The 20,696-nt window shown below is 54.6% G+C and carries 18 protein-coding genes; 14 read left to right on the forward strand and 4 right to left on the reverse strand.

What is annotated here, in order from left to right:
- Positions 1 to 97 precede the first annotated feature (97 nt).
- Together CPH80_RS20015 and CPH80_RS20020 are read left to right on the forward strand one after the other, a co-directional pair.
- On the forward strand, positions 98 to 1,579 hold the full coding sequence (locus tag CPH80_RS20015; RefSeq protein WP_096281827.1) for an esterase/lipase family protein: 1,482 nt from the start codon (positions 98 to 100) through the stop codon (positions 1,577 to 1,579).
- A 107-nt stretch (positions 1,580 to 1,686) separates the two neighbouring features.
- Complete coding sequence (locus CPH80_RS20020; protein WP_096280764.1) at positions 1,687 to 2,385, forward strand: crotonase/enoyl-CoA hydratase family protein; 699 nt, start codon at positions 1,687 to 1,689, stop codon at positions 2,383 to 2,385.
- Between the two features lie 17 nt (positions 2,386 to 2,402).
- Here the strand turns inward: CPH80_RS20020 and CPH80_RS20025 are convergent, their stop codons facing one another.
- Positions 2,403 to 3,230: a zinc-dependent peptidase gene (locus CPH80_RS20025; protein ID WP_096280767.1), complete on the reverse strand. Its 828-nt coding sequence runs from the start codon at positions 3,228 to 3,230 to the stop codon at positions 2,403 to 2,405.
- Positions 3,231 to 3,361: 131 nt separating this feature from the next.
- Here CPH80_RS20025 and CPH80_RS20030 point away from each other — a divergent pair, with 131 nt between their 5' ends.
- From CPH80_RS20030 to CPH80_RS20065, 8 genes are all read left to right on the forward strand, one after another.
- Positions 3,362 to 3,631, forward strand: a complete 270-nt coding sequence (locus tag CPH80_RS20030) for a DUF1656 domain-containing protein (protein WP_227520272.1) — start codon at positions 3,362 to 3,364, stop codon at positions 3,629 to 3,631.
- A 9-nt stretch (positions 3,632 to 3,640) separates the two neighbouring features.
- Positions 3,641 to 4,513 carry an HlyD family secretion protein gene (locus CPH80_RS20035; RefSeq protein WP_096280772.1) on the forward strand — a complete coding sequence of 291 codons (873 nt, stop codon included), beginning with the start codon at positions 3,641 to 3,643 and terminating at the stop codon, positions 4,511 to 4,513.
- 13 nt (positions 4,514 to 4,526) lie between these two features.
- Positions 4,527 to 6,626, forward strand: a complete 2,100-nt coding sequence (locus CPH80_RS20040; protein ID WP_096280774.1) for an FUSC family protein — start codon at positions 4,527 to 4,529, stop codon at positions 6,624 to 6,626.
- A 47-nt stretch (positions 6,627 to 6,673) separates the two neighbouring features.
- Complete coding sequence (locus CPH80_RS20045; RefSeq protein ID WP_096280777.1) at positions 6,674 to 7,705, forward strand: threonine aldolase family protein; 1,032 nt, start codon at positions 6,674 to 6,676, stop codon at positions 7,703 to 7,705.
- 131 nt (positions 7,706 to 7,836) lie between these two features.
- Positions 7,837 to 9,093 carry a dicarboxylate/amino acid:cation symporter gene (locus tag CPH80_RS20050; protein ID WP_096280779.1) on the forward strand — a complete coding sequence of 419 codons (1,257 nt, stop codon included), beginning with the start codon at positions 7,837 to 7,839 and terminating at the stop codon, positions 9,091 to 9,093.
- Positions 9,094 to 9,150: 57 nt separating this feature from the next.
- Positions 9,151 to 9,516 carry a thiol-disulfide oxidoreductase DCC family protein gene (locus tag CPH80_RS20055; RefSeq protein WP_096280780.1) on the forward strand — a complete coding sequence of 122 codons (366 nt, stop codon included), beginning with the start codon at positions 9,151 to 9,153 and terminating at the stop codon, positions 9,514 to 9,516.
- Between the two features lie 37 nt (positions 9,517 to 9,553).
- Positions 9,554 to 9,994, forward strand: coding sequence for a MaoC family dehydratase (locus tag CPH80_RS20060; RefSeq protein WP_096280783.1), 441 nt, complete (start codon positions 9,554 to 9,556; stop codon positions 9,992 to 9,994).
- A 56-nt stretch (positions 9,995 to 10,050) separates the two neighbouring features.
- Positions 10,051 to 10,725 (forward strand): spermidine synthase, encoded by a 675-nt coding sequence (locus tag CPH80_RS20065; RefSeq protein WP_096280786.1) that lies wholly within the window; start codon positions 10,051 to 10,053, stop codon positions 10,723 to 10,725.
- A 3-nt stretch (positions 10,726 to 10,728) separates the two neighbouring features.
- Here CPH80_RS20065 and CPH80_RS20070 read toward each other — a convergent pair whose 3' ends face one another.
- On the reverse strand, positions 10,729 to 11,583 hold the full coding sequence (locus CPH80_RS20070; protein WP_096280789.1) for a PA4780 family RIO1-like protein kinase: 855 nt from the start codon (positions 11,581 to 11,583) through the stop codon (positions 10,729 to 10,731).
- Between the two features lie 228 nt (positions 11,584 to 11,811).
- On the opposite strand from CPH80_RS20070, the gene yeiP reads away from it, so the two are divergent.
- Together yeiP and CPH80_RS20080 are read left to right on the forward strand one after the other, a co-directional pair.
- On the forward strand, positions 11,812 to 12,378 hold the full coding sequence (gene yeiP, locus CPH80_RS20075) for an elongation factor P-like protein YeiP (protein WP_096280791.1): 567 nt from the start codon (positions 11,812 to 11,814) through the stop codon (positions 12,376 to 12,378).
- Positions 12,379 to 12,396: 18 nt separating this feature from the next.
- Positions 12,397 to 13,581 (forward strand): YbfB/YjiJ family MFS transporter, encoded by a 1,185-nt coding sequence (locus tag CPH80_RS20080; RefSeq protein ID WP_096280794.1) that lies wholly within the window; start codon positions 12,397 to 12,399, stop codon positions 13,579 to 13,581.
- Positions 13,582 to 13,617: 36 nt separating this feature from the next.
- On the opposite strand, the gene CPH80_RS20085 is transcribed toward CPH80_RS20080, so the two are convergent.
- The gene (locus CPH80_RS20085; protein WP_172898627.1) at positions 13,618 to 15,162 is read right to left on the reverse strand and encodes a GGDEF and EAL domain-containing protein; all 1,545 of its coding nucleotides are present in this window, start codon (positions 15,160 to 15,162) and stop codon (positions 13,618 to 13,620) included.
- A gap of 359 nt (positions 15,163 to 15,521) precedes the next feature.
- Here CPH80_RS20085 and CPH80_RS20090 point away from each other — a divergent pair, with 359 nt between their 5' ends.
- Positions 15,522 to 16,295: a hypothetical protein gene (locus tag CPH80_RS20090; protein ID WP_134037444.1), complete on the forward strand. Its 774-nt coding sequence runs from the start codon at positions 15,522 to 15,524 to the stop codon at positions 16,293 to 16,295.
- Between the two features lie 16 nt (positions 16,296 to 16,311).
- Here CPH80_RS20090 and CPH80_RS20095 read toward each other — a convergent pair whose 3' ends face one another.
- Positions 16,312 to 16,764: a winged helix-turn-helix transcriptional regulator gene (locus CPH80_RS20095; RefSeq protein WP_096280802.1), complete on the reverse strand. Its 453-nt coding sequence runs from the start codon at positions 16,762 to 16,764 to the stop codon at positions 16,312 to 16,314.
- A 283-nt stretch (positions 16,765 to 17,047) separates the two neighbouring features.
- Between CPH80_RS20095 and putA the strand changes: the two genes are divergently transcribed.
- A complete protein-coding gene (putA, locus tag CPH80_RS20100; RefSeq protein WP_096280805.1) occupies positions 17,048 to 20,677 on the forward strand; it encodes a bifunctional proline dehydrogenase/L-glutamate gamma-semialdehyde dehydrogenase PutA in 3,630 nt (1,209 codons plus the stop codon).
- The last annotated feature ends 19 nt before the right edge of the window (positions 20,678 to 20,696 follow it).

The raw sequence follows: 20,696 nt of genomic DNA on the forward strand, positions 1-20,696 counted from the left end.
TGCAACGCAAGTACCGGCGTTATCCCCATAAAGAGCTTTCCGGAACAGATATCGCATGCAGTCAGGGCAGGATCAGCCTGACAAGGATGCACGTCTCATGAGCCAGTTCCATCCCATCGTTTATGTTCGTGGCTACGCCATGACCGCCAGTGAAATTGCCGATACCGTATCCATGCCTTATATGGGTTTTAACCTGGGCGCGACAAAGGTGCGTCAATCCTGGGATGGAACTATTTACAAGCAGGTCTTCGAATCACCCATGATGCGCCTGATGAAGGACTACGGTTATACGGATGCCTTTTCGGACGGCGCTGAGATTGACCGGGACATCACCCATAAAACCGTCATTATTTACCGCTACTACGATCAGGCGGACAGGGATTTTGGTGAAGGCAAACCGCTTTCCATACCCGCAGCGGCCCTCCAGCTACGGGATCTGATTCTGAATATCCGGAAACAAATATGCGGTGACGATGCTACGCGCCTGGCGGAATTTCGGGTGCATCTTGTGGCGCATTCCATGGGCGGCCTAGTGTGTCGGTGTCTGTTGCAGAATGATGGCATAAGCACCCCCGCAGTACGGGAAATGGTGGATAAAGTGTTCACCTATGCCACACCACACAATGGCATAGAAATGGCGGGGATTAATGTGCCCGCTTTCCTCGGGCTCTGGGATATCAACAACTTCAACCGCGAAACCATGGCGGGTTATCTGAATCTCAATGGTAGGCCTGAACGAGTAGACTCCTTGGGTGGCAAATTTGACCCGAACCGATTTTTCTGTTTGGTCGGCACCAACCAGCAAGACTATGGCGCGGCCAAAGGTGTATCAAAGTGGTTGGCCGGCAAGATGAGTGACGGGTTGGTAGCCATCGAGAATGCGACTGTTCAAGGTGCTCCCAGAGCCTTTGTGTATCGTAGCCACAGCGGCCCCTATGGCATCGTTAATTCCGAAGACGGCTACCAGAATATGGTGCGGTTCCTGTTTGGAGACGTCCGTGTAGACGGCGTGATGGATGTGGAATGCTTGCCACTACCCCCTTCAGTGGAAAAGGCAAGGCGCGAGGGTCGCCGGGTTCGAGCTTCTTATTATTTTGAGGCCACTGTGTCGCCCCGGGGAGGGCGAAGCTTTCGGCTAACTGAACGGCGCCGGGAAACCTTCAGTGCCGTGCTACGAAAGTTCGACGAAATGATGAAGCCGAAGCAGGCCGGGTTGGATTCGGCACGCTCGCCCGTGCTTTTTTCCACCTTTCTTGATAGCTCAAAAATCACGGTTGAGCGGGGGCGAACCCTTGTGATGACCGTTGAGCTTGCGGTCTCAGCGACGGATTACTTTGTTGACGGAGCACTTTGGACAGAGCATAGGGTGGAGGGCGAATATCTTTACCGGGATACGCTGACGCTAAAAATGACGCCGGTCGGAGACGGTTGGAACCTGCGCTATGTCACCACGGACGAACAGTGGAGTGAACGTGGCGGAAGCAAGGCTGAGCCTGATGGAGACAGCTATCGGATACCGCTGTCGTCGAAGAAAGGTTTCAGCGCCCAATTGCGGATGACGCTTCAGCGCCGAACCTAATCAGCCAGGAAAGAAACCAGCACCCGGCAAATAATGATTTGTGGCGGCCTGCATAAGCTGGCAAAGTTCTGCGAATTCAAACCTAACTCCACCAAGAGGAAACGCCGGTGACCGACTTAGTAAATTACACGCTGAATGAGGGTGTCGCGACACTCGTTATTAATAACGGGAAAGCGAATGCCCTGAGCCACGACGTGTTTGAAGCGCTGAACAAAGCTCTCGACCAAGCCGAGCAGGATAAGGCCGTGGTAATCCTGACGGGGCAGCCGGGAATCTTCTCCGGTGGCTACGACCTGAAGGAAATGCAAAAAGGCATGAAGGAGGCCACCGCACTGGTTACCGTGGGCTCAACATTTACCCGTCGCCTGGCAGCTTTCCCGTTTCCGATCATTGGTGCATGCAGTGGTCACGCCATTGCTAAGGGCGCGTTTATCATGCTGTCGGTGGACTACCGGGTGGGTATTGAGGGCAGCTTCAAGCTGGGTCTCAACGAAGTGGCGATAGGCATGACCATGCACCACGCCGGCATCGAGATTGCGCGGCACCGCCTTGCGCCTGCACATTTCTACCGTTCCGTTATCAATGCCGAAATCTACAGTCCTGAAGGCGCTGTGGCAGCTGGCTACTTGGATGAAGTGGTTGCGCAGGATCAGCTTCTTAGCCGTGCGAACGAATTGGCCCAAGGGTTCCGTAAATTGAGCTTGAAAGCACACGCCCAGACCAAGCTGAAAGCCAAAGCCGGGTATCTTGAGTTGCTGGATCGCAGCATCGAGATGGATTCTGAAAGCCTAGGCCTTACGCCCTAATAGGCATTCTTGGTGGGTTAGCTTTGGGTTAGCTCGCCAGGGTCTATTCTGTAGAAGTCGCAAAGCAGGTCATACACCGCCGGCTGTTGGTCTTTTAGGTGTTGTGGTTGCTGATAAAAGGTTTCTGTCAGTACGGCAAAGAACTCAGCGGGCTTTGTGGCGCCGTAAGGGTCGAGCCAGCTTTTGCGGTGGTGCCTCAGTGAATGCCGGAGATCGTCGTAGGCAATGGTCATGGTTTGCTGCCACTCTTCGACGTGGTCTCCGCTCAGTGGTGGCGCGCCGTCTGCGGTTCCATCCAGATAATCAAGCTGATGGGCAAACTCGTGAAGGATCACGTTGTGCGTGCTCTCAGGGTTTATCGCCCCGCTTTCACATTCTGACCAAGCTAGCACCACTTGCCCCAGGGATGAGGCTTCACCTGCGCGAACCTGATTGCTGACGCCAACGACCATGCCATCCCGCTCCGATGCCTGCACCTGGTAGACATCCGGGTATACAAGGATACTGCGTACGTCGTCGAAGTCGGTGTACGATCTCTTGAGAATCAGTAAACAGGCGTGCCCCGCAATGGCTACCCGAACGCGGTCAGTCACCTCAAACCCATCACATCCATAGAAGTTCTTCTCTGAGAGAAACAGCTGAACGTGTCTTTCCAGCGTTTGCTGAAGCTGCGCCGGCAGTCGCCGGTACAGGGGCACTGTCGATTGAAGGTGTTTTCGCCAGATCTTCGGGAAGGGTTGTTTTAGTTCCCGATCCCGCCGCCATGAGCGGTAGAAGAACAGATAGAAAACAGCCGATGCGATGAAGGCAGCGGCGAAGACTGCAAATACAATTGCTGACGACATTGTCTTAAACTCGCTTCATGCGTAGGTACCGTCTGTTTGCTGTAATCTCAAACCTTTCGTGTTTGACCAGAGCAGGCTCGGGCCGCCGCGATAATAATCACATCGATAGCATACGCTAGTTGGCGAATTGCTTGAATCGCACCTATCATCAAACACTTAATCGAAAATCACGACGGCAGAACGACGGTAATAAGGATGACATGCTTCACGAGATGAGTATTGGTGGAATGTTGTTCAGCCCATTAGTGGTGCTGGTGCCTCTGGCGTTTATCTTGGCGACCGCTACGCGTTTGTGCCTGTATTACTTGGGCCTGCGCCGCTATATCTGGAAAGAAGCGTGGTTCGACGTGGCTGTCTTCGTCTGCTATCTGGCGGCTATTGTTTATCTGTTCGGGGATTAAAGGGCTTTCATGGGAAAACTGCTACGTATTGGACTGACATTACTGGTGGTGGCTGTTGCGGTTATCGCGGGTACTTGGGTCTGGGATCACTACTTGTATTCGCCCTGGACGCGGGACGGCCGAATTCGGGCGGAAGTTATAACGATTGCCCCTGATGTCACCGGCTGGGTGACCGAGTTGAGCGTGAAAAATAACCAAGCGGTGAGTAAGGGCGACCCTCTTTTCACGGTTGATGATGTGCGTTACCAGGCAGAGCTTGCGGAGAGAGAGGCCAAGTTAGCTCAGGCGCGCACCGGTTGGGATCTCGCCAGGCATCAGTATGAGCGTCGGCAGGGCATGTCTGATCGTCAAGCGATCAGTGAGGAGGGTCTGGAGGTATACGGCATTCGTGCCGAGTCGGCCAAAGCCAGCTATGAGCTGGCACAGGCAGAGCTAAGCTCTGCCCAAATCGACCTAGAACGGACAAACGTTCTGGCGCCAGAGAGCGGTACGGTTAACAACCTTACATTGCGGAAGGGGAATTACGTAGCTCGAGGGTCAGCGGTATTGTCGCTGATCAAAAAAGATTCTTTTTACGTGACCGGCTATTTTGAAGAAACCAAACTGCAGCTAGTGCGAATAGGGCAGAAGGCACGAATCACACTCGTGTCTGGCGATGAGAGCCTTACTGGTGAGGTGGTCAGCATTGCCCGTGGTATAGCAGACCCGAACACCAGTAGTGACAGCCAAATGCTGCCCCAAGTACAGCAAGCCTTTAACTGGGTGCGCCTTGCGCAGCGAATCCCAGTAGAGATCGCGCTCGACCCGCTGCCGGAAGATGTGAATATCAGTGCCGGCATGACGGTTTCCATTTATCTGGAAGCCGATCCGGAAAACGAGTGACGGAGCCACTTTCATGACGCTCCACCCGCTGCTGGCCCAGCTTCTTATGCCCAATAAACGCGCGGTGATATTTGCTCTGAAAGGAGTGATATCCATGGCGCTGGCATTGTTCGTGTCCATGTATCTGCAGCTTGATCGCCCATACTGGGCGCTGGTGTCCGCCGTTTTTCTACAGGTTCGGCCCGAAAGCGGGCTGGTCATCGAGAAAGCCCTGTGCCAGATTTTTGGGTCGGCCGTGGGTGGCGGTGTGGGGATTCTGATCTTGGCTTTGTTTATGCCATATCCTTTGCTGGCTCTGGGCAGCCTTACGCTCTGGATTGGTTTGAATGCCGCCGCCTCTTCCATGGTGCACAACACCAACTTCATCTATGCCTTTGCTATGTCGGGAATGACCGCCGGCCTGGTGGTGATACTGGTGATGGCAAACCCCAGTGCGGCAGACAGCCAAGCGGTGTTTGATATTGCGCAAGCCCGTATCAGTGAGATCACCGTGGGTGCTCTGTGTGCCACGCTGGTCAGCCAGCTTCTATGGCCAGTGACGGTTAAGGACAGCCTTCGTACCTACTCCCGCGACGTCATTAATAACACCCTTGAATACCTTTCGCTGGAGCTGGATCCAGCCAGTACCCACGAACAACGGCACCTGCATGCGGATGAGATTCTGGAAACGCTGGTGGTGCTGAATGATGATTCCAGTGCGGTAGCGTATGAGGGCCCGGAAGGGCCAGGGCGCAGCAGGGCGGCAAACTTGCTATGCAACAAAGTGCTGTCTTTGCTGGCGGTGATACAAATTATGGGGCGCTTCCCGCGCAACCACTTGGAACTGGTCTCGCCGGCGTTCAGCGAGCTGCTAGTAGACATGCGAACTCTTTTCATAAAGATCGCGGAAGCGGATAGTTACGAGGGGTCTTACCAGCAAGCTCAGGCCCTGAGGCGAGCGCTGTTGGCGCACAAGGCCGCCTATGTAAACGAAGCGGCCATTGTGATCCGCCTAACGCATACGGCTGTGGAGCTTGTGGCCGATTTGGTGATGGTATTGAGGGCCTATAACGCACTTGAAAACCGTGATCAAACCCTGCTGAAAGCATCCAAATTACGAACCCACCAGGACCCATTGATTGGCGCGATTAACGGCTTCCGAACCGCGTTTGTATTCATGATCGGGAGCGTGATATGGCTACACACCGGTAGCCCAGCGGCCATTATGCTGATGATCATGCCGGTGGTGTTTGCGGTCATGTTTGCCCGTTTTTCCCTAGTATTGCTGACGTTTATATTGCGGCGCTTATTGCTTGGGGTGGTAGTGGCAATCCCGGTAGCGCTGATTTTTGGCCTAGGCCTGTTATCGAGAAGCAGTGGCGACTTCGAGATGCTAATACTGGTGCTTGCGGGCCCCTATTTTATCGGCCTGTTGGCGCTCGCAGATCGGCCAACCCTGCCTTACGGCTTGGGCTTCTGTATTCCGTTCACACTCATAGTGCAGCCCAGCAATAACATGACCTTCGATATGGAAACCGCCACTGGCAATGCCTTGGGGCTGTTTGTGGGTATCAGCATTCTCTACTGGGTGTTCAAGCTAATCGCGCCGCTCGACGGCCCCTTCATGCAGCGGCGATTGCTCAAGGCCACTGCCCGCGACCTCACAAGTATTGATTATAAACGTCGGCCCGAGAATTGGTTTAACGGCCGCATGGGCGAGCGGCTATTGCGGCTTTCTAACTATGATCGGGGGTCGGGCAGCCCCAATCGCTATATGACGGATCTAGGCTTTACCGGCCTGAATATTGGCCACATGTCTATCCGCTTGCGGCGTCGCATAAAGAATCATCGCAGCGTGGCTGTGGATGAAAAGCTAGGCGAGTGGCAGCAGGCATTAGCTGACACTTACCTGATGAGTGCCCGTGGCGGCACGAACTCTCAGTTTCGGGCGGTGAGCGATCAGCTACTGGCAGCTATTCACGCCACTCGGGAGCCAGATGCACAAACAACAAACATCGAGGGTATGTTTGAGCGTATGGCCCTGACGTTTGAGCGAACGGCCAAAACGGTTTCTGAGGCTAACAACCCGACTTCTAGCCCGAATTCGACTAGTGTTCAATCAGAATTAGTGTAGCTTCAAGGTTTTCCCCACGTTTAATCAGCCGATGAAGGAGTGTTGCCGTGTCACGGTCGGAGCAGTTTGCCAGCGATAATTACAGTGGTGTTTGTCCACCGGCCTGGAAGGCGATGGAGGCAGCGAACCGTGTGGATGAGCCGGCGTACGGAGAGGATAGCTGGACACAGCGGGCGGCAGATGGGCTGCGCTCTCTGTTTGATACGGATTGCGATGTTTACTTTGTGTTCAACGGTACCGCAGCCAACTCGCTGGCCTTGGCGTCTATTGGGCAATCGTTTCACAGCGTGATCTGTCATGAGCTGGCGCACATTGAAACAGATGAGTGCGGCGGGCCGGAATACGCCTCCAACGGTGCCAAACTACTATTAGGACAGGGCGAAAACGGAAAACTTACGCCACAAAGCATTGAGCACCTGGTCACTAAGCGCACCGATATTCATTATCCCAAGCCCAAGGCTCTGAGCCTTACTCAGGCGACAGAAGTGGGCACAATCTATACCCCAGATGAACTCAGTACCATCCGCACGCTGGCGGATCAGTACAAATTGAATATCCACATGGACGGTGCGCGATTTGCGAATGCCGTGGCAGCGCTGGACGTGCATCCATCAGAAATTACCTGGAAAGTAGGTGTCGATGTGCTGTGTTTCTCCGGAACCAAGAATGGTCTGGCGCTGGGAGAAGCTGTGGTGTTCTTCAATAAGGCACTTGCCGAGGACTTTGAGTGGCGCTGCAAACAGGCCGGGCAACTGGCCTCCAAGATGCGGTATATATCTGCGCCCTGGTGCGGATTGCTGGAGAATAACGTGTGGCTGGAAAATGCCCGCCATGCCAATGCCTCTGCGAAAAGGCTTGCTGAAGGGCTGGCCGAATTGCCAGGCATTACGCTCAGATACCCGACTCAGATAAATGGGGTTTTTGTAGAAATGCCCGAGGCCTTGCAGGCTGCGTTGCGGGCAAAAGGGTGGCGTTTCTACAACTTTATCGGTGGCTGCGTACGCCTGATGTGCTCCTGGGCCACCACGCCAGCGGTTGTGGATCAGTTTCTGGCCGATGTCCGCCAGCTGCAAGGCTGAGCTGATTTGTATAGGCGGTTGTTCCGGTTAACGGTTTACCCGCCTGATGATTTCCACCACAATCTGCGCCATCCCAGATCAGGATCTCATATTATGCCATTGCGCACTTCAATCTTATCGGCGGCTTTGTGATGAGAACTCTCTTCCATAGCTATCTGAATTCCTCGCTGATTCTGCGTGTCAGTATCGCACTGGTGCTGGGTGTGGCCGTGGGCATGATTGGTGGGCAGCAGGTCGCAGATTGGTTGGCACCCCTTGGTGAGTTGCTGCTACGCCTGCTTAAGTTTCTTATTGTGCCCATCGTGCTGTTCACACTGATGGTGGGCATCAATCAAGCGAATATCGGCAGCATGGGGCGCGTCGGGCGTAAGCTGTTTGGCTTTTACGTGATGACAACCGCGCTGGCCATTGTTGTTGGCCTGGTGGTCGCAAGCCTGTTTGAGCCGGGAAGCGGTATGGCGCTGAATGAGAGCGCAGAGGTAAAAGTGCCGGATAACCCCGGGATTGCGAGCGTGCTGTTGAACATTGTGCCCGACAACATTTTTACAGCGTTCAGTGAACTGAACCTGCTAGGCATCATCTTTATCGCCATTGTTTTTGGTATCGCGTTGCTGAAGCTGCGGGAGTCCGAGACTCATGCAGAGCTTGGCGAGCACCTTTACAAGGTTGTCGAAGCACTGAACGAGATCACCTTGAAAGTTATGGCTGGCGTGCTTCAGTACGTACCTATCGGCGTGTTCGCGATTGTTGCCAAAACGGCAGGCGAGCAGGGTATGTCGACCATACTGGCACTGGGTGACATGGTGTTGGTGCTTTATATCGCGCTTGCCGTGCATTTGGTTGTTTACTGCATTCTGATGCGTATGTCTGGCGTGCGTGTGCGGGCGTTCTTTCGCGAAGCGCGCACACCCATGGCAACGGCCTTTGCTACGCAAAGCAGTTCAGGCACCTTGCCGCTCACCCTGGATGCAGCACGGCGCCTAGGTATACCCAAGCGGATCTACGGTTTTAGCCTGCCGCTGGGCGCCACCATTAACATGGATGGTGCTGCGATTCGCATCGCGATTTCTGCCGTGTTTGCGGCCAATGTGGTCGGCATCCCTTTGGACTTGATGACCATGGCGGAGATTGTACTTATCGGCACGCTTACCTCCATTGGTACCGCCGGGGTTCCCGGAGCTGGCATCGTGATGATCGCCACAGTTTTTGCTCAGGTAGGGCTGCCTATCGAAACAGTGGCACTGCTGGTATCCATTGATGCACTGGTCGGCATGGGTGCCACTGGGCTTAACGTTACCGGGGATCTTGTGGGTACAGCAATTATCGCTCGCAGCGAAAGCAAGCATTCAGCTGAGACCACGGTTGCGCGTTCCGAGTCTGCCGGCTAAACCGCGCTGGGTGTGATAGTGTCATTGCTAGGCTTTCGTTATAGCTGGAGGGCTTTTATGGGTCTGAATTCAGGCAAGTTGATTGTTTTTTACGACGGTTCCTGCTCCACCTGCATCAAGGATCGCCGCTGGTATGAAAAGCTGGCGGGCAAAACCGGTGAGTCTGTTGAGTGGCTGGATATCACCGGCAGGGATGAGGAGTTGCGCCAGCAGGGCGTAGATCCGGACAAAGCGCTCCGTGAGCTACACGTGAAGGATGATCAGGGCGAAATACATCGCGAGATGGACGCATATATTCTGCTGATGTCGCGAGTCCCGGTGCTTAAACCGCTAGCGTGGCTGATCTCACTGCCCCTGATTCGGCCGTCTCTAGCGAAGCTATACCATTCCTGGGTCGAGCGCCGTCTTGCCGGCCGTACCTGAACCTTTGCTAGCCTAACTGAGCCCCGGAGTACCGTAAGTGACGCACATTCGAGAACAGGCTATTCGGGGCCTCAAGGCTGGTGATGTTTTTACGGTTATCCGAACATTCACCCAGAATGACACGGTAGCGTTTGGTGAAATCAGCCGGGATATGAACCCGATTCATTATGATGAACGCTTCGCCGCCGCCAAAGGTTTTCGGGGCAAAATCTGTCACGGCCTGTTGGTCGGTGGCATGATTACCCAGGTAGGCGGCCAGATTGGTTGGCTGGCATCGGGGATGAACTTCCGGTTCCGCCTGCCGGTTTATTTCGACGATACCATTACCTGCGTATTCACCATCACCGAGGCAGATGAGCGCAACCGCGCGAAGGCTGAAGCTGTGCTGACCAACCAGCGTGGCGAGGTTGTTATTGAGGCCTGGCTGACCGGCAGGCTGCCTGGGCAAACAGAGCGAACTATTCTCGCTCAGACCTAATTTTATTCAGCGCTTAATTCTTAACTTTCCCCCGGCATTTTCCTTCAGAGGTTTTTATGGCTCGTTTTGAGTTGCTTGGCACTGCAATCATTCCCGGTAAGGGCACAGAGTTGCGGCTGCTCCAGCGTAATGATGAGTTTTCCATCCGCATTGCCGGCGCTAGTGGTGAGCTGATGAACACTCGCTTGCACGGCTCTGAAGACGCGCTTGCGACTCTGGCCTGTGAACGCATTGCGGATCATCCTTCGCCTAAAGTGCTCATCGGAGGGCTGGGTATGGGGTTCACCCTCGCGGCGGCTTTGCAGTCCCTGGGTGATACTGCAGAAGTAACCGTTGCTGAACTGGTGCCGGAAGTGGAACAGTGGAATTTGGGGCCATTGGGCAGTGCGGCGGGCTACCCGTTAAAGGATCCACGGGCTCGCGTACATATTGGTGATGTGGTTAAGTTAATTAAGGACTCGCCCGCCAGTTACGATGCCATTTTGTTGGATATCGACAACGGCCCCGAGGGTTTGACCCGTAAAGAGAATGATTGGCTATATTCTCCCGCAGGCATTGAAGCGGCCCAAGCAGCACTTCGGCCAGATGGTATTCTGGCCTACTGGTCTGCGGGGCAGGACCCAACTTTTACCGAGCGCCTGAAGCGCGCCGGCCTTACGGCGGAAGCCGTAACAGTAAGGGCTCACCGCCCCGGCAAAGGCGCTAGGCACGTTATCTGGCTTGCGTGGTAAGCACTAGTCCTCGTCGTCGTCCAGAAGGCGCTCTTGGCGATCCCGCTCCTCTTCTTTCGCAGAATCAATGACCTCCATAAGTTCGTCCACATCGGCACTGTGGGTGTCGTGCTCAAAGCGTCCGGTTAGCTTACTGTCGCAGTGCAGGTCACCGCTTTCGTACAGTGCCCAGATTTCCTTACCGTAATCTGTAATAAGCAGTTCGGGCGCGAATTTTCCAAAATAGCTGCGCATGTTGTCCACATCCCGTTCAAGCATGCGCTCGGCGTTATTGTTGCCAGCAGCGTTAACCGCCTGGGGTAAATCGATGATCACGGGGCCGTCGCTCTCCACCAATACGTTGAACTCTGATAGGTCACCGTGGATCAGCCCGGCACTTAGCATCCGGACAACCTCTGCGATAACCCGGCCATGGTAATCCCGGGCCTGCTCTGGGGCGAGGGTGACGTCATCGAGCCGTGGGGCAGCCTTACCATCGGAATCAACAATCATCTCCATCAGCAATACACCGTCCACAAAGCCTTTGGGCTCCGGTACGCGTACGCCTGCTCGAGCCAAGCGGTATAGGGCATCCACCTCAGCATTGAGCCAAGCGTTTTCTTGCTCTTTCTGGCCGTAACGGGTCTTTTTGCTCATGGCCCGGGCGCGGCGACTGTTGCGTACCTTTCTGCCTTCTTGGTACTCAACAGCCTGCTTGAAACTCCGTTTCTTCGCTTCTTTGAATACCTTTGCGCAGCATACTTCTTCGCCACATTGCACCACGTAAACCTGTGCCTCTTTACCGCTCATAAGCTGGTAAAGCACTTCGTCGACCATACCGTCGTCGACCAGGGGTTGTAATCTCTTAGGTACTTTCATAAAACCTTTCGTTTCGGGTTGGCCGTAAATAGGGCATAGCTTACATCAAATTGCTTTTTCTTATATGAATCCGATTATAGCGTCAGGAAGCTTTGTGCCGAATGGCTTATAGTGTCCACTTGCCCTGTATCGGCAGGGCAGGCGTGCGGGTAGAATGCCCGCTACTGAAACACGCCGGCTTTTACCCGGTATGGATGCGTTTACGGGATTTTTTTGGAGCTTTAAAAAATGCCTAGAGCAAGTGAAATCAAGAAGAATTCTGCGGTTGAATACCAGGATCGTGTTTATTTCGTTAGGGATATCGAGCGCTCGGTTCCTCAGGGTCGGGCCGGCGGCAGCCTTTACCGCATGCGCATGTACGATGTGGTGACGGGTAACAAGATTGACGAAACATTCAAAGATTCCGACATGCTGAACCTCGCCGACCTTGTGCGTAGGCCAGCGACCTTCTCCTATTCTGATGGCGACGAATACGTTTTCATGGATAGCGAAGACTTTACGCAGTACAGCCTGAACCGGGAAGCCATTGCGGATGAACTGCTGTTTATCAGCGAGGATACTCAAGGCGTTGTGGTGATTCTGGTCAGTGACGCGCCGGTAGCGCTTGCGCTGCCACAGACGGTAGAGCTTGAGATTTTGGAAACGGATCCGTCTGTAAAGGGTGGTTCCGCAACGGCCCGTACCAAGCCGGCTAATCTGTCCACTGGGCTGATCATCCAGGTGCCTGAGCATATTTCCACCGGCGATCGCATCAAAATCAACGTGGAAGAGCGGAAGTTTCTGAGCCGGGCTTAGCCCAAGGTAAGGGGGTCCATGAAAGCGAAGGAGACCATCAAGGTGCTGGTTGCCAGCGTGATCGCGGTGGTGGTCACCGTAGGTATCGCTCGGTTCTCATACACACCGATGATTCCCGAGATGGTAGAAGCGCTTGGTCTGAGTCAGTCAGTGATTGGTATGCTGGCAACGGTGAACTACGCCGGCTACCTTACCGGCGCGCTCCTAATCACTCGAATCAGCGATATTGGCCTCAAAGTAAAGTTGTATCAGTTGGGGCTCGTTGTCGCGGTGGTCTCCACCGTTCTCATGGGCTACACCACCAGCCTTTGGCTTTGGTATCCACTGCGCTTCATCTCCGGGCTGAGTACCTCAGCGGGGATGTTGCTCGGCGCCGGCCTGCTGATGAGTTGGCTGATCAAGAACAATCATAAATCCGAGCTTGGCGTGTTCTTCTCAGGGATCGGGCTGGGCATTGTTCTGACGGCCGTTCTGGCAGAACTGATCCGGGGGTCGTTCACCTGGGATCAACAATGGGTGATATACGGGCTGGTGGCGCTGGCGCTGTTGATTCCTGTCTGGCGCTGGATGCCAGATTATCGCGCCTGTGCGTTGCCTCAAACTGGAGGCGCGGGTGCCGGGGATGACCGAAGCCGGTTTATCGTTATACTGCAGTTGGCCTACTTCTGTGCCGGTGTTGGCTATGTGGTCACGGCGACTTTCTTAGTGGCGATTGCCGAATCCATGCCGGAGCTCAGCGGCCGAGGCTGGCTTATCTGGTTGATCGCCGGTTTAGCGGCCACCCCTGCTTGCTGGCTCTGGGATGTATTCACGCGCCGTTGGGGGCAGTGGACGGCACTCTATCTGGCCTACACGCTCAATTCCGTAAGTATCCTGATGCTGATCCTCAACACCAGTATGGTCAGCGTTATGCTCAGCGCAGTTATTTATGGGGCCAGCTTCATTGGTATTGTCAGCATGATGCTGGGGATGGTGGGGCGTGTGTTTCCTGAAAATCCCTCCCGGCCCATGAGTCGGCTTACCTTTAGCTACGGAATTGCCCAGATGCTGGCGCCCGCGGTTGTTGGCTACCTGGCCGATGTGGAAGGGAATTACACCAATGGTCTTTGGCTTACTTTAATGGTGATGGCGCTGGGCGTGGGGGTGCTTCACATGGCGCGCCGGGCCAAGGGCAGAGAAACAGCACCAGCATCTTCCGGTTAACTCTTCCAGAAATCTCCGGCGCGTTTTGATGGGTTGTCATACCAGGAGCTGAACGCATCCGGCGACGGTTCTGAATCCCATGCCGTGGGCCAGTTCAATCAATGCCTTGAGTAGGGATTTCTGGGACTCTTGGCGGTCTTTTCGGGTACTAGAGGAGAACACCCGGTCAATTTTCAGAACGTTGGCCGGAACGTTCACAAGGTAGGCCAAGCTGCTGTAGCCGGTACCAAAGTCGTCGATGGCAATGCGGATGCCGGCTTTCGAGAGTTTCCGGAGTTGCTTGCGAACGGAACGGCGGTTGGCCATGAGCGCGCTTTCGGTTAACTCAATCTCGAATGCCTGGCTAGGGAGGTTGCGCTGTTTTAGCCGTTCGATGACCCGGTCGGAGAACCCTCTCTCTTCAAAATTGCAGGCCATGACATTGGCTGAAATCGTCAGCTTCATGCCCCTATGAAACCATTGAGCCGCTTGCGCAACAGCCGCATCCAGCACCCACTGCGTCAGCGGCTTTGCCAGCGGAGTATTTTCCAACAGGGGAATAAACTCGACGGGCGAAATTTCGCCAAGCTCCGGGTGCTGCCAGCGCAGTAGTGCTTCTGCGCCCAAGCACTCACCGGAGTTCAGGGCAATACGCGGCTGGAATACCAGACGAAGGCCGCTCCCGCCTTGTTGAAGTGCAGTGCGCATTACCTCGTCCGCGCCGAGTCCGTCCCCCAGGATAAATGAAGCTATGCCGATCACCGGCCGGATAATGCAGGGTGCGCTACTCCAAAGTGAACTGCGATTCAGGTGTCGCTGCAGGTGGCGGGCGTCCTCGCGGACTTGCTGCTCATCGCTTGCTGGGCGGAGAAACAGGTACTGGCAAGGTCCCAAACTGTAAAGAGTGTTGCCTTCTCCGAACCAGGAACGAAGTTCGTTGCAGCCTTCTCGAGCAAGCGCATCTATCTGAGCGGCCCCCATGACGCGCATGGTGGCGTTCAGCTCCAACGCACCGGTTAGCTCAATAAAGAGAGCATAGCGCGTTGCACCCGGTTGATTCCTTGACAGATCCTCCAGATCGTCGGCGAAATGGCTATGGTTGGGCAGCATTGTTACGGGATCAACGCGGGACAGTGCGTGCTGGAGTTCAATCTGCGCCATGACCATGGCACTCAGATCCACCAAGCCTTCGATCTCTTCACGCGACGCAGTCCGGGGCTCCGGCCCCAGAACGCAGAGTGTGCCAAGTGTATATCCATCGCGAGTTGTAAGGGGGGCTCCCGCATAAAACCGCATGCCAAGCCGTGCCTGGGGCGAGTCGCAATAGAAGTCGGAGGCTAGAAGGTCTTCTATAACAACGACTTCCGAGCTGGCCGAGACGTCGCTGCAGGGAGATTTGTGGCGGGGAACTTCCGTTACCTTTATCCCCATGCGGGACTTGAACCATTGCCGATCTTCGTCCGTCAAGGAAACGGCCGAGAGCGGAAGCCCGAAGAGCTTTCTGGCCGTGCGGGTGATGCGATCAAAACCTTCGCTCGGGCTGGTGTCCAGTAGCTTGAATTGTCGCAAAGTTTGAAGTCGCTGGCGCTCATAGTCTGACATGCGAGCTGTCTCTTTCCCGTGACGGATTCGCCTGCTGCAATCGTTGAGAGCCATGCAGAGAATGAGAAATGATCCTTCTACATTCAAGTTTAGGTCAATTCTCCTCAATGCCCAACACCGGTTCCTCCTTTCCCCCGAACCTACCGTCATCGGTTCTCGGTGGGGGGCAAGCGCGGGCAGCTTCAGGGAGCGCCAACAAGCTGCCCAGTGTTGAGCTCCGAGACAGCCTGCCAAGCGTCAACCTGAGGGTTGTCGCCGAAGGTGTCGAAGACAGACACACCATGAATTAAATGAAAGCAGCGAGAGAAGGGTCTCGGTGCTAAGGTAAGAGCAGGTTCAAAGCGGAGCAGTAGTCAGACATGTCGATATCAGAAGGCGCGCAACATTACGTTTTAATGCTGATCCCAAGTCTTTTGCTGGATATTGAAAAGCTGGGGTTGCGTCGAATTATCCGCACGTCTGATTTTTCAGAACAACAGGTAACCGCCCTTTATTTCGAGTTTGTCTCTGCCAAGCGTGTGCTGCCAGATAACCCGCGCTCTGTTGAGCCTGCCACCTGGCAGCATTTACTCCATTGTGTGCGTGTGATGAGCTCGCTGGTGACTCTTGCGACGACGGAAGATTTGGCGCGCGCTCGCGAGACAGCAATCCACCGTTACCTGCCCCATGCCAAAGAGAGCCTGAAAAGCGAATACGATCAAATCCGCAGCCAAGGCAAGGTTGATTTCCGGCTAGCGGGTATTCTGCGTGGGAGTGACACGCCGGAAAACTCAGGGCAGGTGTGCATGGAAGCTATCAGGCGCGAGCGGGAACAGCGCGTGGAATCCGTAAAGTGTCTGGGTACAGAGCATTTAACCGATCACGAAGCCTTTGTTGTAGAGTCCGCCAAGGCCTATGTAATGTCTCAGATCGATGATGCACCTGAGGATTTCGGTATTCTCGACCTGGTTATTCGCCTTCTGGATCTTTTGCGGTTGGTGCTTGTTCTGGAGTCCCGTTCCCCCGGCGGCGCCAGCGCGGTATCGTCCAACTTTACGGTGGAGAACATTGTGCTGGGTATCGGCAACGCTCTGTATCGCAGCGAGCTGGGTCTGCACGTTTCGTCTCTTGGGCTGGCCAGGGTCAACAAGTAGGCTTTCTATTTTTAGCCTATAGCCCCGCATCCTTCACGTTTTCCATGACTACAAACGTACTGGTTTGCAGCACATGGGGCAGGGCAGAAATTTGCTCGCCCAATACCTGCCGGTACTCTGCCATGTTGCGTGTTCTTACTTTCATCAGGTAGTCAAAATTGGCGGCAATCATGTGGCACTGCTCAATAGCGGCGATCTGTTTGACGGCTGTATTGAAAGCTTTCAGCGCCTCGCTGCTGGTGTCGTTCAGGGTAACCTGGGCGAAGGCGATATGGCTTTGCCCCAGTTTTGTCTGATTAACCAGCACCGTGTAACCCGTTATAAAGCCCTGCTCTTCAAGCCTGCGCATGCGCACCTGACACGGAGTTTTTGACAGGCCGACTCGTGAGGCTAACTCGGTAATGGTGATCCGCGCATTCTTTTGCAGTTCACGAATGATGGAGTGGTCGATACGATCGAGCTCGCTCATGTTGTTCTATCCTCCACAAAGCGTAAAACTGCCACTTTTGGGCAAGTCACGAGTATCGGCACTATGCTATAGGCTGTAAGTGCCAGATACAGTAGGGGTTTGGGGCTAGTTTTTTTTGCGGTTCAGCGTGTATCACCTGAAATTGTATTATATGAGAGATAATTAATACATTTATATCAGCGAATAAAGCCGAAACGAGATGTGGTTTCGATTTTTACAGAGAAATAGTCTTTGCCGTTGTCGGTAGAATGCGGGAAAGACAAACAACTGAGAGAGTACAGCTATGAGATCGCATCAATCAGTGACTCCCGAGCTTGCCGAAAGCCGGCAGGCAATTCGCGATTACTATCTCGCAGATGAGTACAAAGTGATTCACGAGATGATTGCTGATGCTCAGTTGTCTGGGGCAGAGCGTGAGGCGATTTCGGCCCGTGCGGCCGACCTGGTACGCAATGTTCGGGAAAACGAAAAATCCACGATCATGGAGAAATTTCTTGCGGAGTACGGCCTCACCACCAAGGAGGGCGTGGCGCTCATGTGTCTGGCGGAGGCGCTGTTGCGCGTGCCCGATAACACAACCATTCATGCGCTGATTGAAGACAAGATTACCTCCGGCAACTGGGGCGCTCACGTAGGTAAAGCGTCTTCTACGCTTATCAACACCACCACAGTGGCGCTGCTGCTGACCAGTAACCTGCTGAAAGATTCTGAACGCCATACGGTAGGTGATACGCTTCGTCGGCTGGTTAAGCGGCTAGGTGAGCCTGTGGTACGTACGGTTGCCGGGCAGGCCATGAAAGAAATGGGCCGTCAGTTTGTTCTGGGGCGTGATATCGAAGAAGCACAGAACGAGGCTAAGAGCCACATGGCGAAAGGGTACACCTACTCCTACGATATGCTTGGCGAAGCCGCCCGTACCGATGCCGACGCCCAGCGCTATTACGATTCCTATTCCAGCGCCATCGATAGCATTGCCATGAACTGCCAAGACGATGTTCGTAAAAATCCGGGTATTTCCGTCAAGCTCTCCGCGCTGCTGGCTCGTTACGAGTATGGCCAGAAAGAACGGGTAATGACTGAGCTGCTACCCCGTGCGCTGAAGTTGGCGAAGAGGGCTGCCGCCGCCAACATGGGCTTCAACATTGATGCCGAAGAACAGGATCGTCTTGATCTTTCCCTGGATGTTATCGAAGGCATCATGTCCGACCCGGCCCTAGCGGATTGGGATGGCTTTGGCGTGGTCGTTCAGGCCTTTGGCAAGCGCGCTGCCCACACGCTTGATTGGTTGTACGCACTTTCTGAAAAGCTCGACCGCCGCATCATGGTTCGCCTGGTGAAGGGCGCCTACTGGGATTCCGAGATTAAGCGAGCCCAAGTAATGGGCCTGACCGACTTCCCCGTTTTTACCCGCAAGGCGAGCAGTGACGTTGCCTTTCTCTCGTGCGCCAAAAAGCTGGTGCGCATGAGCGACCGCATTTACCCGCAATTCGCCACCCACAACGCCCATTCGGTTTCTGCCATTGTGGAGTTAGCCAGAACCGCAGATCTGAAAAATTACGAATTTCAGCGTCTGCACGGTATGGGTGAATCGCTGCATGATCAGGTTCTTGCAGAGAGCGGAGTGCCCTGCAGGATCTACGCGCCTGTGGGCAAGCACAGTGATTTGCTGGCTTACCTTGTGCGCCGGTTGCTCGAAAACGGTGCTAACAGTTCCTTCGTTAACCAGATTGTAGATACCAGCATTAGCCCTGAAGAAATTGCGAAAGACCCTATTGATATTGTTCAGGAGTTGGGGGAAAACCTCTCCAGTAAAGTGATTGTGCGCCCCGCAGATTTGTTTGGTGCCGAGCGCCGAAACTCCAAGGGCTGGGATATTACTGACCCGGTAACCGTTGCGCAGATCGATGAAGGCCGCGATGCATTTCGCAGCCACCGCTGGGCTGGCGGCCCGCTCATTGCAGCGGAAATAACCGGCAGTGAAGTGCTGGAAGTTAAAAACCCGGCCAAGCCGGATGATCTAGTTGGACATATTACCCACGCGAATGAAGCCGATGTTGATGCCGCTATTACCGCCTCTGAGCAAGGCTTTACAAGCTGGTCGGCTTTGCCGGCTGAAGAGCGCGCCGCCTGCGTTCGCAAAGTGGGCGATCTGCTGGAAGAAAATGCCCATGAACTGTTCGCGTTAACAACCCGCGAAGCCGGCAAGTCTCTGCTGGATGCCATCGCAGAAATTCGTGAAGCAGTGGACTTCTCCCAGTTTTACGCCAACGAAGGCATCCGCAACAAAGATAACGGAGAAGCTCGCGGTGTGGTCTGTTGTATCTCGCCCTGGAACTTTCCGCTGGCCATTTTTGCCGGTCAGATTCTGGCGAACCTGGCCGCCGGCAACGTGGTTGTCGCCAAGCCCGCAGAGCAAACGTCGCTGCTGGCGGTTCGCGCTGTTGAGCTGATGCACGAAGCCGGTATCCCTAAAGATGCCATCCAACTTCTACCGGGCACGGGCGCCACGGTAGGTACAGCACTTACCTCTGATCCCCGGATAGCGGGTGTGTGCTTTACGGGTTCTACCGCAACCGCTCAGCGTATCAACAAGGTAATGGCAGAGAACATGGCCCCTGATGCGCCGTTAGTGGCGGAAACCGGCGGTCTGAACGCCATGATCGTGGATTCAACGGCGCTGCCGGAGCAGGTGGTTCGCGATGTACTCGCATCGTCCTTCCAGAGTGCCGGCCAGCGTTGTTCGGCACTGCGCATGCTGTATGTGCAGGAGGATATTGCCGAGCACTTGCTGGAAATGCTCTACGGAGCCATGAAAGAGCTGGGCATTGGCGATCCTTGGGCACTGTCCACGGACGTGGGCCCGGTAATCGATGAGACCGCCCGCAAGAAGATTGTAGATCACTGCGATAAGTTTGAGCGCGAAGGGCGTCTGCTTAAAAAGATTCCGGTGCCCAGTGGCGGGCTGTTCGTGTCGCCTGCTGTGCTGAAGGTCAGCGGGATCGAAGATATGGAAGAAGAAATCTTTGGGCCGGTTCTGCACGTGGCTACCTTTGAGGCCAAGGAAATCGACAAGGTTGTGGATGACGTGAACGCTAGAGGTTACGGGTTAACCTTTGGCATACACAGCCGGGTTGATAACCGAGTTGAGCAGATTTCAAGCCGCATCAAGGTGGGCAACACCTACGTTAACCGTAACCAGATAGGCGCAATCGTCGGCTCTCAGCCATTTGGCGGTGAAGGCCTTTCTGGAACCGGCCCCAAAGCTGGCGGGCCGCAGTATGTTCGGCGTTTTTTGAGAGGAGCGACGGTTGAGTGCCCTGTGGAATCTGGAAGTAAGTCGATTGACGGCAAGAAGCTAGAAGGGCTAATTGGCGATCTGGATAAGCTAAAAATACTAGGATCGCAAGCCAGGGTCGAAGCCATGCAACCGGTTTTCGGGAACGTACCCGAGCAGCTAGAAGGCCAAGCTGAAGAGTTACCAGGGCCAACCGGCGAGCTTAACCGCCTAACCAACTATTCTCGTGGCGTGGTGGTGTGCATAGGGCCAGACAAAGAAACGGCTCTGGCACAGGCTTCTATGGCATTGGCGCAGGGCAACAAGGTAGTGGTAGTTGCGCCAGGTGTTGGCGATGCTGTGAGTCGTGCGGCGCAAGCTGGGCTGCCTATCACAGGCGTTGAAGGGCAACTGGACCCGGAAGCTTTAGCCACTGCGAGTGGGTTTGAAGCGGTTGTAAGCTGTGCCGAAAAACCGGTTCTACGGAAGTACCGGCAGGCTCTGGCTAAACGCGACGGCGCTCTGTTGCCGCTGATCACCGAGCATACCCTTGATCAGCGTTTCGTGATTGAACGGCATCTCTGTGTGGATACAACGGCTGCCGGCGGCAACGCCAGCCTGATTGCGGCATCTGAGTAAAACGATGCCGGCACCAGCA

It is taken from the genome of Marinobacter sp. LV10R510-11A (assembly GCF_900215155.1).
Lineage (GTDB): Bacteria > Pseudomonadota > Gammaproteobacteria > Pseudomonadales > Oleiphilaceae > Marinobacter.

What these genes read in the sequence shown, in the direction of transcription:
- CPH80_RS20025 (WP_096280767.1), bottom strand. Translation starts at nt 3,230, where the DNA reads ATGTCGTCAGCAATTGTATTTGCAGTCTTCGCCGCTGCCTTCATCGCA.
- CPH80_RS20095 (WP_096280802.1), bottom strand. Translation starts at nt 16,764, where the DNA reads ATGAGCGAGCTCGATCGTATCGACCACTCCATCATTCGTGAACTGCAA.
- yeiP (WP_096280791.1), top strand. Translation starts at nt 11,812, where the DNA reads ATGCCTAGAGCAAGTGAAATCAAGAAGAATTCTGCGGTTGAATACCAG.
- CPH80_RS20050 (WP_096280779.1), top strand. Translation starts at nt 7,837, where the DNA reads ATGAGAACTCTCTTCCATAGCTATCTGAATTCCTCGCTGATTCTGCGT.
- putA (WP_096280805.1), top strand. Translation starts at nt 17,048, where the DNA reads ATGAGATCGCATCAATCAGTGACTCCCGAGCTTGCCGAAAGCCGGCAG.
- CPH80_RS20070 (WP_096280789.1), bottom strand. Translation starts at nt 11,583, where the DNA reads ATGAAAGTACCTAAGAGATTACAACCCCTGGTCGACGACGGTATGGTC.
- CPH80_RS20040 (WP_096280774.1), top strand. Translation starts at nt 4,527, where the DNA reads ATGACGCTCCACCCGCTGCTGGCCCAGCTTCTTATGCCCAATAAACGC.
- CPH80_RS20035 (WP_096280772.1), top strand. Translation starts at nt 3,641, where the DNA reads ATGGGAAAACTGCTACGTATTGGACTGACATTACTGGTGGTGGCTGTT.
- CPH80_RS20015 (WP_096281827.1), top strand. Translation starts at nt 98, where the DNA reads ATGAGCCAGTTCCATCCCATCGTTTATGTTCGTGGCTACGCCATGACC.
- CPH80_RS20085 (WP_172898627.1), bottom strand. Translation starts at nt 15,162, where the DNA reads ATGTCAGACTATGAGCGCCAGCGACTTCAAACTTTGCGACAATTCAAG.
- CPH80_RS20065 (WP_096280786.1), top strand. Translation starts at nt 10,051, where the DNA reads ATGGCTCGTTTTGAGTTGCTTGGCACTGCAATCATTCCCGGTAAGGGC.
- CPH80_RS20080 (WP_096280794.1), top strand. Translation starts at nt 12,397, where the DNA reads ATGAAAGCGAAGGAGACCATCAAGGTGCTGGTTGCCAGCGTGATCGCG.
- CPH80_RS20090 (WP_134037444.1), top strand. Translation starts at nt 15,522, where the DNA reads ATGTCGATATCAGAAGGCGCGCAACATTACGTTTTAATGCTGATCCCA.
- CPH80_RS20055 (WP_096280780.1), top strand. Translation starts at nt 9,151, where the DNA reads ATGGGTCTGAATTCAGGCAAGTTGATTGTTTTTTACGACGGTTCCTGC.